The sequence below is a fragment of the Shewanella vaxholmensis genome (genome assembly GCF_031932135.1).
Taxonomy (GTDB): domain Bacteria; phylum Pseudomonadota; class Gammaproteobacteria; order Enterobacterales; family Shewanellaceae; genus Shewanella; species Shewanella hafniensis.
In genome coordinates this window covers 55177-69197 of the sequence record NZ_JAUOEV010000019.1, presented here as the reverse complement: position 1 = coordinate 69197, position 14021 = coordinate 55177, and the positions used below count along the sequence as shown (strand labels likewise).

Sequence of the window (14021 nt, the reverse complement as noted above, 5' to 3'; positions counted from 1 at the left end):
ACAGCTAAAGCGTATAGTCGAAAAACTTACGGCTTTGCGGGCCAGCGCTATTACTGTTCACCTTATTAGGATGCTTATATTCATGCCAAGCCGCGACGTGTGTGCCAGCGTTTAATTTAGGGAAATCCAGTCCATGCTCGCTGGTGTTGACTCTCTGTGGCTGAATGTTTCCCTTTGCCTGACTTATTCCTTCCTGTGATATCTGGTTTGGTGCACTTTTTATTTGAGAGTCCGAGAGCGCCCTATCCGTCACTTGGCCTAAGGTTGGGCAATCCGTGGTTAACCCTAAAAATTGCAGCAAGCGACTCAAACTCCCCGCATGGCTTATATCGAGCGTGATAAAATCATCGCGGCCATGAAAGTAAGCGAACACTTCGTTTTGATGCCTTTGATAACAATCAATAAGATGTGCCTCGTCTGCGGGATCCGCCACTTTATCGATAGCAAACGTGTGCCGAAAACTGCGTTTCATAATCGGGTGGAATCGCCCCGATTTTGCTTCTAAATGCGGCAGCATTTTACCCAGCAGCATCTGCATTGAAGGCACCCACTTCGCCATTTCACGATCGAGGTAGACAAATTTGGCCTGCGGGAATAGACCATCAAGCTGCCGATAATCACTAAAACAGGGCACATCAGAAATCGCATCGGCCAACATAAACGCCTGTTTAGTAAAGGCCATGTGCGCCACTTTAAGCCCTTGCTCCAATAACGCCACACTCACACTCGTCGTACCCGTACGCGGTAGGCCTATGATAAAAACCTTCTGTTTTTCTACACTTGCCTGTTCACTACTGAGCGTACTGGACTGTTCAGGATTCATCTCATCTGGCGTGGCAACCTGTGAATGACCAGTGTGCTTTGCATTGCCAGTAGGTTGAACATGAGTAGTGATAGGTGAATTGTTGGCATTATCAGGCATAGATTGGGCTCAGAATGTGTGTGCAAGTGGTGCGGTGTAAGCAATGAGTTTTCACATCGGCGTTTCGCATTGGCGTGTCAAATCAGCGGCGACAGTATATCTCAGCGCGAAGGCTTTGTCGGTAGTATACCCAAACAACCTGAAGAAGCAGGATTCAGCGGGAGTTTAACGCACTTTAGGCAAGGCCATTTATTGCTCCTGCATAAATGGCATTCACGCCATCCATGGCGATTGCGGTTATTTGCAGACCTAGCGGGCTAAGTTAAAAATAACCAATACCGCATAAAGTGCGTTACCCCGTGGTTAACATCAGCCGCCGGGACGGAGCGCCTAGGGCACTCCACTTCCGTGTTGCATCAATTCAAAAGGTGGCCGACATTCTGTCATTGATGCGCCTTGAATTGAATCACCCTAGACGCTCTGAAACTCGTATATTCAGGTAGCTTGGGTATATACATAAAAGTCACGAACAACGGCAATGCGCCACAGTATTGTATGGTCGCTGTACGATAAAAATGGATGACCACAAGGCTTAGAAACGAGATCCCAGATTACCTACAAGGCTCATTTCCCTGCATTGGATAGCATGTTGGTATTAATGAGGCGATTAGTAGCGCTATTCGACTCATAATGTGAGGCGAATATGCTTGTTAATCGCCTCATTGTGTGAGTAGAATAGACTTGTTATTTGACTCGTGGGGTAAGATATGTGGATTTGGCAGCAAGCTGATTGGCCTAAGTTTCATTGGAATACCAGCAGCATTGATGCCTTGCTGCGTCAGGTCTATTTCAATCAGGGCCAGCTGCTTGGCAAGCAAATGCTAAGTCACGACGACAGCCTGTTAACGTCAGACGCTGCACTCGATACCTTACTCGCTAACATTATCCATTCCAGTGCCATCGAAGGTGAAAAGCTCAATGCTGCTTCAGTGCGCTCATCCTTAGCTAAAAAACTCGGCGTGACTGAGGAAAAACCGTATCCGACCACAGCGCAAACCGATGGTTTAGCTGACATTATGCTCGATGCTTTAAAAAATTTAGAGACTGAATTAACCCTCGAACGGATATTGGGCTGGCATCAGCAGTTATTTCCGCAGGGTTATACATTGTTTAACCCCGTTATTGGTGGAACGCTACGTGGCGATACGCCTATGCAAGTTGTCTCAGGCCGCATTGATAAACCAACGGTGCATTTTGAGGCCCCCTCTCGAGCGACTTTGGACGCTGAACTCTCGCAGTTTATTGAATGGTTTAATGTTTCACGGCAAGATCTGGGTTTAGATCCGCTTATCCGTGCGGCGATAACTCACCTTTGGTTTGTGACTCTGCATCCGCTTGATGATGGTAATGGGCGCATCACGCGTTTATTGACTGATTTAGCTTTGGCGCAAGCGGAGAAACGCTCGATTTGTTTTTACGCTATGTCGGTCAGTATTCTTGCCCGTCGCCAAGCCTACTATGACATTTTAGAGTCCACTCAAAGGGGCGATGTAGATATTACTCCTTGGTTAGTCTGGTTTTTTGAAACCCTCAATGACTGCTTACTCAATGCGATGGCAGATGTGAGCAGAACGCTGTCGAAAACTCAGTATTGGCAAAGTATCGACCAATCTTTATTGAGTCAGGAGCAAGCCAAAGTACTCAATCGGATGTTAGACGGCGATTTTGAACTAGGGATTAATAGTAGCCAGTACCAAAAAGTCGCGAAGGTGAGTCGCGCCACCGCCACCCGTCATCTTGCTCAAATGGTCGAACAGCGCTTTTTAGTTAAAGCCGACGCCGGCGGCCGAAGTACCAGATACTTATTGCCGAGTGGGAAATAGCGGCAAGTTTACCTTGGTGTTGGATGCTCAATTATCAATAGCCTAAAGCGCTTTTGAAAGTGTTGCTGCTGAGTCAGTCATAGGTAATTAGTTCCACTAAAGCCAAGCAGTATTAACACCCTATCGAAAAAGACAAAACCATTCTACAAATCGCAATTTGAATCAAATTGTTATGTGATATATTCGCTACAACTTTGATTGTTAGTCTTGGGGCATATCTGGCTATGGAACAGGTCGGGATTTACGAAAAGCTTATTACTCAACTCGTTGAGAAGCGTTTAGATAAGGACATATTTTTTGTTGGAGAAAGGAAGCTAGAGGTTGCTGAAGCAAGTATTTGGCTCTCACGTTTTCTGACTAAAGTAATTGAATATGTTATTAATTCTGTTCCAGCAGATGAAAACCAAGTTATCAATCAAATCAGTTTGGCTAATCGGTTAGTGATGTGGCTAAAGGAGCACATCAACGATGATGACTTTATCGATGAAAATCTCATCGATAGCCAAGGTCGGATACTCACGGCTCTTTTTAACAAACAAAATCCGATAGCGACTGATTTACCTAAATATACGGCCGCCATATTTCCATTAACGGGGCTCACTCAGAGTGAGCTTTTTTGCGGTAGTAATGCGGGATTATCACTTGAAAGTGAGCTTAAACGTGAGATCCGATCATCAGATAAAATCTATTGGCTGGTGTCATTTATCAAGTGGGCGGGGATTCGCATCTTCAAAAATGAACTTGAGGAATTTACACGCAGCGGTAAAGAGTTACGCATCATCACTACATCTTATATGGGCGCGACTGATGCTAAAGCCGTCGAGTTTCTAGCCAGTTTACCCAATACCCAAGTTAAATTAAGTTACAACACCAAGCGTGAAAGGCTGCATGCAAAGTCCTATTTATTTCTACGAAATACGGGTTTTCATACCGGTTATATCGGTTCTTCAAATTTATCGCATTCAGCATTGACCAGCGGGCTTGAGTGGAACCTTAAGATCACCACCCAAGAAATTCCCCACATCATTGAGAAATCACTCAGTACCTTTGAAACTTACTGGGAATCGAACGAATTTGAGCTTTTTAGCGGTGATGCGAGCAGTAAAGAAAAGTTAAACAATGCGCTCAAAGAAGCGAAAAGCAGTGGCACTGAATCGAGCTCATTTCATTTTGACATTAAGCCGTTTGCGCATCAGCGAGAAATCCTCGAACAGCTTGCAGTAGAGCGAAGCGTTCATGGCCGTTTTAAAAATCTCATCGTCGCGGCAACAGGCACGGGTAAGACTATTATATCTGCGTTCGATTTCGCTCGGTTTTATAAACGGTATCCAGAAGCCAATTTTCTATTTGTTTGCCATAGGCAAGAAATTTTACAGCAAGCCCTCAGCGCTTATCGCGGTGTGTTAAAGAATAATCAATTTGGCGAGCTATGGGTGGCAGAGCATAAACCTAATAGTTACAAACACTTATTTGCATCAATCCAAAGCTTGAATCTGCAACTTGATAACCTGCCATTAGCGGCTGATTTTTATGATTATATTGTGATTGATGAAGTCCATCATGTTGCTGCGAGCAGTTATCGTGGACTCTTAGCTCATTTTGAATCTAAGGTTTTACTGGGGCTTACGGCTACACCAGAGCGTCATGATGGTGTCGATATTTTGGCTGACTTTTGCGGTGTCATTGCCGCTGAAATACGTTTACCCGAAGCTATTAATCAACGGCATTTATGTCCATTTCAATATTTTGCGATCGATGATGAGACCGATCTTCGCAAGTTAAATTGGAGTCGTGGTCGTTATGATGTCGCTGAGCTGAGCAATTTATACACTCACAATGAACAACGCGTGACGCGCATTATTCGCAGCCTAGTTGAAACTGTAACAGATATAAATAATATCAAGGCGTTAGCCTTTTGTGTAACCAAGGAACACGCCGAATACATGGCGAAGAAGTTCAATTTGGCTGGGATCAGCGCCGATGTGCTGACCAGTGATAATAGCTCTGAACGGCAACAAAAGCGGCAGAGCTTGGTCAGTGGCAAATTATCCATTTTGTGTGTGGTGGATATTTTTAACGAAGGTGTCGACATTCCAGAAGTGGACACCTTGTTGTTTTTACGGCCAACGGAAAGCTTGACCATATTCCTTCAGCAACTTGGCCGTGGCTTGCGTCTCACCGATGATAAGCAGTGCTGTACAATATTAGATTTTGTCGGAAATTCACGTGATGAATATGATTTCTCGCAAAAATTTAGGGCATTAGTCGGTAAAACGAATCAGTCGATAAAAGATGAAATTCTCAATGACTTTCCGCATCTACCGCTTGGGTGTCGAATTGAGCTTGAGGAAAAAGCGCAGTCAATGATTTTGCGTAATATTAGCCGCGCAACGCTCAATGCCAATCGATTAACCAGTCTAATGGCAAACTTTAAACATCAAACTGACTTGCCGCTCACGCTAGGCAATTTTTTGCGCATGAACCCGCAAGTGACCTTGGAAGACATTTATCGAATAAGGATTAATGGTCAATGTGGCTGGACCTTATTAGTCGAGGCTGTTCAAGGGAGTCAGATGGCAGAACCTGCAGCGCTGCCCAATTTAGCCAAGGCTTATTATCGTGCGATAAACTTTCATTTACTCAGTTGTACTTCACTATCCTATTTAATCTTTATCAAACAGTTATGCCAAAATAATTTTGTATTTGACTGGCTAGATCCTATTCAAAATCAGTTTGCTTTGATGTGCCACTACAACTTTTGGGATAAATCAGGTACGGCTTTAAACGTTAAAAGTTTAACAGCTAGCTTGCTGATGCTACGCAACAAGCCATTACAGGAAGAGTTATTGGCTGTATTGGCGATACTGATCAACCGGATACACCATCAAGAAATGGATTTGGAATTACTCCAACCCACAGCGTTGAAAGTGCACTCTCGTTATACCCGTGAGCAAATTTTAGCGGCGATAGGAGCAAGCACATTTACAGCTAAATCGCCTTCTAGGGAGGGTGTGCTTGCGATTAATGAGCAAAACCTTGAGTGTTTATTTGTCACGTTAAACAAATCGGAGAAGCAGTTTTCACCGACAACCATGTATCACGACTATGCCATTAGCGAACATCTATTCCACTGGCAATCGCAAAATAGCGCACGGCCAGAACGAGGTAGGGGTTTAAGTTATATTGAGCAACAAAAGCTGGGGAAAACCGTGCTGTTGTTTGTTCGAGAGCAATCAAAAGATGAAAATGGCCGCACTATGGGATTTGTTAATTTTGGAAAAGTACATTATGTCAGTCATAACGGTTCACAACCCATGAATGTCACATGGCGATTAGAACAGCCAATCCCTGATGTTATGTGGCATGACACGGCTAAACTGGCAGTGGGCTAAGTACTACTTCCCCAGTCTTTCTGCTAACTTCTCCATCAAAAACTCGATCAATACACTCACCTTAGTCGGCAAATGTTTTCGCTGCGGATAAACCGCATAAATGCCATGTTCTGGGAGGGGATGGTCTGCGAGCAAGGCTTGTAGGCGGCCTGTTTGTAAGTCGGTGTCGACCATGAAACGGGGCAGGTTGGCTATGCCTAAACCATCGAGTGTGGCTTGGTGGATGGCATCACTATTGTTGACTTGATAGTTACCGTTCGGCTGAATGCGAGTTGGGCCCTGCGGGCTTAAGAAGGTCCATTCAACACCATCACGAAAATATGAGTAGAACAAACAGTTATGTTGGCTGAGTTGCTGCGGCGTTTGTGGCGCAGCGTGGCGAGCGAGATATTCGGGTGAGGCGCAAATGACACTTAAACAAGGGGCAATTTTACGGGCAATAAGACTTGAATCTGGCAGTTCGCCGATGCGAATCGCCAGATCGAATCCGCCAGCAATTAAATCGGTTGTCTTATCATCCATCTGCATTTGCAGCTGTATTTTCGAGTAACGGCGCAGAAACTCGGGGATCAAAGGGGCGATATGCAAGCGGCCAAATACCATAGGGACTGCAATGCGTAAATTGCCCTGAGGCGCTTGTTGTAGCTCGGAAATGGCGTCCAATCCTTCCTCTGCGAGCTTAACTGCAGGGCGAACATAGTCGAAGTAGCGGGCGCCTGCCTCGGTAAGACTTAAGCTGCGAGTGGTACGGCGCAAAAGTTGAATACCCAGACTTTGTTCTAATAGAGTAATGCGTTTACTCACCGCCGATTTACTCAGTCCAAGCTTTTGACCTGCCAGCGAAAAGCTACCGCATTCCACTACAGTGACAAAGATAGGTAGTGCTGAAAAGTGCTCCATGGTGTCCTTAGATTATCGCGTTCCCCTGCCATTATTGTTGATGATACCTCAACAGTCAGTTTTTATTATCGTCGTTATCATTGCCTTTGATGCAAGGTAGACTAATGCACTTGCTGATTGCGGGTGTCGACTGTGAAGCCGAGTTATTTTCGGGCTCATCGCTCATGTTTATCGCTTATCTTGATTACTGCTAGGCAGCTAGCCACAGCATTGCCGCAATCGCCGATGTACCATTCTCGATGCCACTGAACGGCATGGGGATGGGTCTTAGCTATTTTGTCAGAAAGAGAGTTCCTATGTCCTTGCCTTACCAATGGATTTTGTTCGATGCCGATGAAACCCTATTTTATTTCGATGCTTTAAAAGGGCTTAAGTTGATGTTTAGTGAGTTTGGGGTCGATTTTACCCAAGCCGATTTTGACGAGTATCAGTTAGTTAACAAACCACTTTGGGTTGATTATCAAGATGGCAAGATAACTGCCGCCGAGTTGCAAACCATACGTTTCGAACCTTGGGCTGCCAAATTATCTGTCACGGCCATGACGCTCAATAGTGCCTTTTTATCAGCAATGGCCGAAATTTGTTCGCCGCTACCCGGTGCCCGCGAGTTATTAGCCGCGCTCCAAGGCAAAGCCAAATTAGGTATCATCACTAACGGTTTCACTGAGCTACAAACCGTGCGATTAGAGCGTACAGGATTACAGCATCATTTTGATATTTTAGTGATTTCAGAAAAAGTCGGCATAGCCAAACCTGATGTGGGTATCTTCGAACATGCTTTCGAACTCATGGGCCATCCTGAGCGCGATGCTGTGCTCATGGTCGGTGATAACCCGCATTCAGATATCCAAGGCGGCATCAATGCCGGTATTCATACTTGCTGGTATAACGTCCACGGCCACGATGTACCCGCCGGTATCGCCCCGCACTATCAAGTGAGCTCGCACCAAGAGCTATATAGTTTATTGTTCGGGTAAGTCAACAGGCACTCAGCTTATGCTGTGAAGTCACTTAGCGAGTCAGCACTTCACGGATCTTACTTGCTTTATTTTTACCTATACCACCCACTTGCATCAATGCCTCTTCAGATGCTGTTACGACTGCCTCGACACTGGCGAAATGGCATAAAAGTTTATTGGCGAGTTTAGGGCCTACCTCGGGTAGGCTTTGCAAGATGAATAATTGCTGATTTTTCTTGCGTTTGGGCTTACGTCCCGTGAGGGTTAATTCATGTTCTCTACGGTTTAACTGAGTGGCGCAAAAATACAGAATTTTGGCTGTTTCAGTTTGCGATAAACTGCGCAGTATTGGGATGTGGAAATTGATTGAAATCGAGCACAGCGCCCCGATTAACGCTTCTCTGCGTATCTGGTAACATGCGATATCTTGTGTATAACCTTCGATAAGCAGGGCGGTATGATTTGGGCTCTGGGCTAATCTGGCCACCTGTGAGAATAGGCGCCCATCGCATAATGATTGCACGAAATCGGGCAACGTTTTACGTTCAATCAGCCAACCATTGAGTTGATAATCACCCAATTTTAGGCGTTTTTTGATGAGTGAGAGATCTTCGTGCAGTGACAGCTCATAGATGATTTTTTCTGCATGTTCTCTATCGTCATAAAAGAGAGGGATTTTAGCCGCTGCCAATTTTAACCTCAACCGAGTGACATATTCAGGATTGTTTATGAGTGTAGTCAGGCTGAACAACAAGCACAAAAGTTGTCTTCAGCTTTCTGAGTCGCCTAGTTAAAATTTAGTTATACCTATATCTGTTCGTTTGGCCTGCTGCATTAAGACAGCGCTAGAAAATCAATGTGAGTTAGCTATGAGTGAATATCAGTATTATCGATTCGAATGTGTTAACAGTAGCTTGTCGGTCCCGCAGCGGAATAGATTAAGGAATATTTCTAGCCGAGCAGAGATCACTAGCCACTCCTTTTGTGTTCAATATCATTACGGTGATTTAAGTGCCGATCCAGAAGCCTTGATGATGGATTTTTTTGATATTGGCTTTTATTACACCAATTGGGGGCAAGTGAATGCGTATCTTAAATTGCCAGCAGGTACAATCCCCAGTGATTTCAAGGCAATAAATGTTGAGTATTATGTGTCTCTTGTCGAAAATGAACAGAACCAATTACTGATATTTTCTTTAGAGGAAGACGATAACTACCGTGACGATGAAGATGCGGAAGCCTTTATATTTGATTTGGCGGCGCTAAGGACGGAGTTATTGGCGGGGGATTATCGCGTCTTGTATTTTCATTGGTTAAGCCAAGCCAACGATGATATGGGATTAGAGCCCTTGCCGCTTATAGCCTTTGATTTTCACCAGTTAACCCAGGCGCAATTGGCATTTACCACACTCTTTAACATCCCTTTACCATCGATACGTGCTTTACATCTTTTGCTGCAGTCAATGCCTGCACATGCTCCTCAAACCACAGTATTAACGGCACAGCAGCAGGTGGCTAAGCTAACGGATGCCGAGAAGGACGCGTTGCTTTGTCGCTTATTTGATGAAGGGAAAATATTTGCGGCGGATGCGTATGCGCTCCTCAGAACGCAAGAAACACCAATAGAGTACTCCCACTGGGTAACCGTTGCATCGTTGCATCCATTCTGGCATGTAGCAGAAAAAGAAGTGATGCAAGAAGATCGCATGGCTGAGGCCGAGCGTCTTGCCCGTGAGACGTTATTGCGTAATGAACATCTTGAAGCGGTTTATAAAGCGCATCAAAGCCATTGGGATAGTGCTTTTGAGGAGGCGGCTCGTGGGTGTGCCAGTGGCTATGATAATGCCAGCCGTACCTTGCAAGTGTTGTTTGATGCTTATCAACTAAAACAATCTTCCAGCGAGTTTAAACAAAATTTTGATGTTTTTATTAGCAAAAATAAACAGCGTAAAGCACTGATTAAGCGGTTAGAGCCACTACAGAAAATTGTGCTATCGCTTTGATTTAGTTTTTTCAATTCACATAGCTATGGCGCTGTGAACGAGTGATGTGTTTTGCTTTATTAAAAGTGAATTAGATTGAGTTACCCAAATAAAAACCCTGATAAATCAGGGTTTTTATTAGGGTTTTTATTTATTAGATTGCAGTTAAACACGACAACACACTATTCGACATTTCGGATCTGCTCATTCAGTAGTGGCCTAGACCTTAATAAACTCAATGATTTATCGAAAAGAAACCGATCAAAAATGCCTGTTTGCCCACCAAACTGCCCACCACTTGCCTATGGCTTTTACTACATCTTAGTGGTTAGCAATGGAAAAACAGCGCCGTTTTTATGCTGCTGTTAGAGCTAAAACATAGCAGTTTTGAAGGGCTTTATCGAGCACGATTTCCGTCAACATAGCTTTGCCATTTTTTCACTGGTTCTACGCGATAGTAATGAGTCAGCAGAAAGCTCAATTAGCCTTAAATGGATATTATGGTGTCCATTTTAATAGAAATAAGCTCAATATGGATACTATGGTATCCAAGAGAGATAAGACTGAGTGTCGAATGGTAAGCATCAGGTCTGCAAATTGTTATCCCTAAGGCAACTTTGTGTAGACCTTCGGGGCTAGGCAACGCGCCTTTACCATCTCTGAGGTAAATACTGCGTGAAATACAAAGGCATCACGATATTGGTTTGTTCTAACGCTGAAGAGCCTTGTGTACCCGTTAACTTAAAGGTTTTACTTGGAGTACATTTTTCAACGTAGGATGCCAACGATTTTGCTCTTGTACGTTTACCACTTTTGACTTCAACAGGGATGATATCGCCTTCATCGGTCGCCAAAATAAATTCGATTTCGGCGCGGGCGTCATTCCATGAATAGCTTGGGTCAACGCCAATAGCTGTGAGCTCTTGTTGCACAAAGTTTTCAGCCACATAGCCTTTGTATTCATAGTTTTGTTGCTTAATCTCTTTATAACTGCTGCCCAGCATATGATTGAGCAGGCCCACATCAAACAGAAACAGTTTAACCATATTGTCTTTTTTATAGGCCGCCAACGGAGATTTCGGCAATCCTTCAATAGGGTAGTTTGGCAAAGCTAAGCGGCAGCAGTTAAGCCAATGGATCGCGGTTTCAAAATCGCTATAACGAGATTTACGCTCATGCACATGCTTAAATTTAAAGCGTTTAACCGACTCATCGCTGACAAGTGATAGCTGGGCTGGAATGCTATTAAACACCGATTCAATCAGTGTGGCATTGACCTTGCCCGCGTACTTACCGAAATCTCGGCGATAACCTTCAACTAAATCGGCATGAATTTTTGTGACTTTTTCAACACGCTCTAGAATGCTTGAATCCTTAAACTGATACCAAGCAGAAACGGCTTCCGGCATACCACCGGTAAAAAAATAGTCGGTTAGTTTATCCATCAATTTAGTGTGTACCGCCGGTGTGCTTGCTTGACTATCAAATGCTTTGATCAGTGCTTGCTCGTTGGATGCGTAAATAAATTCTTGGAAGGTCAGTGGTCGTAAATTGTATTGTTCTACCTTGCCTACAGGGAAGGTATTGAGCAAACCAATGTTCGAACCGCTGGCTGCGACAAAATAGGACGGTGCTTTTTCGGCAAAATACTTCAGCGAAGTTACGGCTCGTTCACATTCGCCAATTTCATCTAATATCAGCAAGTCGGTTTCTGGATTGAACGCTTGGTTGGTTAACAACTCAATATTCATTACTAGCTCGTCAGGTGACAACGAGCCATCGAACGCTTCTTTGTAAGCTGGGTTTTCAAGGAAGTCGATACGAAGGATGTTGGCAAAGGTATTCCCAAACAACTCTTGCAGTAGATAGGTTTTACCTGTTTGTCTTGCGCCATCGATCAATAATGGCTTGCGCACAGGTTGACTTTTCCATGCTATTAGGGCGTTGAGTAAGTTGCGCTGCATTGTCATTTCCCGCCAATTAAGACTGTTAACTGCCTGTAGTATAACTTAGTCTACATTTTTTGGCGCATAAAAGTGCGTAATTTTACATTTTTATGCGCATAAAAGTGTTGTGATATTCTAATTGAGCAAGACTTTCCCTTTTTGAGAAAGCTTTTGGCACTCATCCCTTGGGCTTTTGGGGCAGTCTGGGCAAAGCCTTAGTTCACGCCACTTAGGCACACACCAACACTGCCCATACGGTATTTGTTACTTGGGGCATTATGTAAATTCTGGGGCAAGTAGCTACTTGTACCCTCAGAAAGCTGCACGATCTGGGCATTTATCTGCCTACTGCGTCCGTTTAGTACTGGCAAACTCCTAACTGAACTTAACAGATCAGTGAGGAAGCAAACGATGAACCCAACTACACAATCACCCACAAACTCAGTACACCCAGCGCGTCAGCAGCGGATTTTGCGCTTGCCCGAGGTAAAGGCCAAAACAGGCTTTGGCCGCAGCACCATTTATGCCCTGATGGCCAGCGGTGAATTTCCCCGTTCCATTCGTATTGGTGCGCGTGCCGTGGGCTGGTTAGAAAGCGATATCGACCAGTGGATTGAAACCCGCCGTATCGGTGCTGCTTATGGCCGTGGATAAACCATCAGCACCAACCCCGTTACCTGCAAGTGAGATGAATAACAACGCGCCAACATTACCGCCAGGTTTTGCCTATAACGCGCAAAACTGGCTGGTGATGCAACCGGCCGGGCAAGATAGCCCAGTCAAAATCTGCTCTTGGCTGCAAGTAGCGGCACGTACCCGCGATCCGCAAGGCGACAACTACGGTTATCTATTGCACTGGTTAGACGATGACAATCGCCATCGCTACTGGGCCATGCCCGCCGAACTATTGGCCGGAGACGGCAGCGAGTACCGCCGAATCCTACTCAGCCGAGGAATGCGCCTAAGCAACAGTGTCAAAGCGCGGCAGTTGCTCTCGCTGTTTATTCAACAAATGGGCGAGCTGGCCACGCAAAAGGCCATCAGCGTGAACTGCATTGGCTGGCATCACCACGCTTATGTGCATCCGCGCCTCACCTTTTATCCAAGCGAACACAGCAACAACCCGCGCATGGTGCTACAAACCATGCACCCGATAGAAGGCTTTATTAAACAGGGCAATAGCGACAGTTGGCGGCAGCACGTAGGCCGTTATTGTCTGGATAACCCGTTATTAATTGTTGGCGTTTGTGCTGCACTGGCTGCGCCTTTGTTGCACTTATGCGGGGTGGATGGTTTTGGTTTACACCTCTACGGTGCCAGCAGTACTGGTAAATTGTGGCGTGGGCAATGGCGTCTGCCTTCGACGCCGTAGTTTTGGTTTGATAAACCCCTTGCCCTGTAGCTCTTGGCGACGAGTCTGAATGGCAAAATAGGTCTGCCCATTGGCGATCACCGGCTTACTGGCATCACTGTTTTGTACAATGAGGTAACAGGCATAGCGGGAAAGCTGATAATCACGGGTAGTTCGTTTCGCCCCCGAGCCAATATCGACCATTTTTCCCACCTGGGAAAAATGGTCCTCGCTTGATTGGCCAGAGCCCTCACAGGCTGTGATCGCTTTTTTTATAACACGATCAAACTTGATAGGTTAGCCAGCGGGTTATGCGTTCGGCGGCATTGTCGCACTGGCTTAATGCTGGGTAGAGAGTAAACGCGGCATTCCTAACCAGTAACGCGACCACCTGCTGTATCCATTCTCTATCCCAATCGTTACCACTTGCCCATAACACGTCACTTATCACCTTGTTGGTTTTTCATGCCGTCTATTTTCAGTCGTCGGGTGCAGACGCGGTGGTGAATTAGATGAAAGAAATGGCCATAAAACTAACCAGTCAAATCGGTTGTTTATGATGACCTATGCGCAGCTAACTGTTTGATATACATAGTCCAATGCGGCGCTGTTTGGCGGCATTTGGCTAGTGCAAAAAATCGAGACGCCAAACGATCGTTTGCATTCTGGGTTAGAAAAAACAAACGGTTTGTACTTTGGATTCGAGGTTGGTTTAGGGTGCAAAAAGTGCCAAGTCTTGCTTTGTG

The 14021-nt window shown here is 45.1% G+C and carries 10 protein-coding genes and 1 pseudogene; 6 read left to right on the top strand and 5 right to left on the bottom strand.

Translation table 11 applies throughout. From position 1 onward, the window contains the following. Positions 1–4: 4 nt before the first annotated feature. Complete coding sequence (locus tag Q4Q46_RS15890) at positions 5–922, bottom strand: sulfotransferase family protein (RefSeq protein ID WP_311906437.1); 918 nt, start codon at positions 920–922, stop codon at positions 5–7. Positions 923–1629: 707 nt separating this feature from the next. Here Q4Q46_RS15890 and Q4Q46_RS15885 point away from each other — a divergent pair. Both Q4Q46_RS15885 and Q4Q46_RS15880 read left to right on the top strand, forming a co-directional pair. Then, entirely contained in the window at positions 1630–2745 is a 1116-nt protein-coding gene (locus Q4Q46_RS15885; protein ID WP_259590842.1) for a Fic family protein, read from the top strand. Positions 2746–2969: 224 nt separating this feature from the next. After that, positions 2970–6137, top strand: coding sequence for a DUF3427 domain-containing protein (locus tag Q4Q46_RS15880; protein ID WP_311906436.1), 3168 nt, complete (start codon positions 2970–2972; stop codon positions 6135–6137). 3 nt (positions 6138–6140) lie between these two features. Here Q4Q46_RS15880 and Q4Q46_RS15875 read toward each other — a convergent pair whose 3' ends face one another. Beyond that, positions 6141–7037 (bottom strand): LysR family transcriptional regulator, encoded by an 897-nt coding sequence (locus tag Q4Q46_RS15875; RefSeq protein ID WP_311906435.1) that lies wholly within the window; start codon positions 7035–7037, stop codon positions 6141–6143. A gap of 296 nt (positions 7038–7333) precedes the next feature. Between Q4Q46_RS15875 and yjjG the strand changes: the two genes are divergently transcribed. After that, on the top strand, positions 7334–8014 hold the full coding sequence (gene yjjG, locus Q4Q46_RS15870; RefSeq protein WP_086012224.1) for a pyrimidine 5'-nucleotidase: 681 nt from the start codon (positions 7334–7336) through the stop codon (positions 8012–8014). Between the two features lie 34 nt (positions 8015–8048). Here yjjG and Q4Q46_RS15865 read toward each other — a convergent pair whose 3' ends face one another. After that, entirely contained in the window at positions 8049–8687 is a 639-nt protein-coding gene (locus tag Q4Q46_RS15865; protein WP_006079856.1) for an ERCC4 domain-containing protein, read from the bottom strand. 178 nt (positions 8688–8865) lie between these two features. Between Q4Q46_RS15865 and Q4Q46_RS15860 the strand changes: the two genes are divergently transcribed. After that, positions 8866–9999, top strand: coding sequence for a hypothetical protein (locus Q4Q46_RS15860; RefSeq protein ID WP_311906434.1), 1134 nt, complete (start codon positions 8866–8868; stop codon positions 9997–9999). A gap of 629 nt (positions 10000–10628) precedes the next feature. Here Q4Q46_RS15860 and Q4Q46_RS15855 read toward each other — a convergent pair. Further along, positions 10629–11942 (bottom strand): ATP-binding protein, encoded by a 1314-nt coding sequence (locus tag Q4Q46_RS15855; RefSeq protein ID WP_311906433.1) that lies wholly within the window; start codon positions 11940–11942, stop codon positions 10629–10631. A gap of 393 nt (positions 11943–12335) precedes the next feature. Between Q4Q46_RS15855 and Q4Q46_RS15850 the strand changes: the two genes are divergently transcribed. Both Q4Q46_RS15850 and Q4Q46_RS15845 read left to right on the top strand, forming a co-directional pair. After that, positions 12336–12578: a helix-turn-helix transcriptional regulator gene (locus tag Q4Q46_RS15850; protein WP_031214901.1), complete on the top strand. Its 243-nt coding sequence runs from the start codon at positions 12336–12338 to the stop codon at positions 12576–12578. Further along, positions 12565–13257, top strand: a pseudogene (locus tag Q4Q46_RS15845) (DUF927 domain-containing protein); the annotation flags it as partial. The gene Q4Q46_RS15850 and the pseudogene Q4Q46_RS15845, both read left to right, overlap by 14 nt. 301 nt (positions 13258–13558) lie before the next feature. Here the strand turns inward: Q4Q46_RS15845 and Q4Q46_RS15840 are convergent. Continuing rightward, positions 13559–13714, bottom strand: coding sequence for a hypothetical protein (locus tag Q4Q46_RS15840; RefSeq protein ID WP_311906459.1), 156 nt, complete (start codon positions 13712–13714; stop codon positions 13559–13561). Between the last annotated feature and the right edge of the window lie 307 nt (positions 13715–14021).

What these genes read in the sequence shown, in the direction of transcription:
- Q4Q46_RS15890 (WP_311906437.1), bottom strand. Translation starts at nt 922, where the DNA reads ATGCCTGATAATGCCAACAATTCACCTATCACTACTCATGTTCAACCT.
- Q4Q46_RS15875 (WP_311906435.1), bottom strand. Translation starts at nt 7,037, where the DNA reads ATGGAGCACTTTTCAGCACTACCTATCTTTGTCACTGTAGTGGAATGC.
- Q4Q46_RS15885 (WP_259590842.1), top strand. Translation starts at nt 1,630, where the DNA reads ATGTGGATTTGGCAGCAAGCTGATTGGCCTAAGTTTCATTGGAATACC.
- Q4Q46_RS15880 (WP_311906436.1), top strand. Translation starts at nt 2,970, where the DNA reads ATGGAACAGGTCGGGATTTACGAAAAGCTTATTACTCAACTCGTTGAG.
- Q4Q46_RS15855 (WP_311906433.1), bottom strand. Translation starts at nt 11,942, where the DNA reads ATGCAGCGCAACTTACTCAACGCCCTAATAGCATGGAAAAGTCAACCT.
- Q4Q46_RS15850 (WP_031214901.1), top strand. Translation starts at nt 12,336, where the DNA reads ATGAACCCAACTACACAATCACCCACAAACTCAGTACACCCAGCGCGT.
- yjjG (WP_086012224.1), top strand. Translation starts at nt 7,334, where the DNA reads ATGTCCTTGCCTTACCAATGGATTTTGTTCGATGCCGATGAAACCCTA.
- Q4Q46_RS15860 (WP_311906434.1), top strand. Translation starts at nt 8,866, where the DNA reads ATGAGTGAATATCAGTATTATCGATTCGAATGTGTTAACAGTAGCTTG.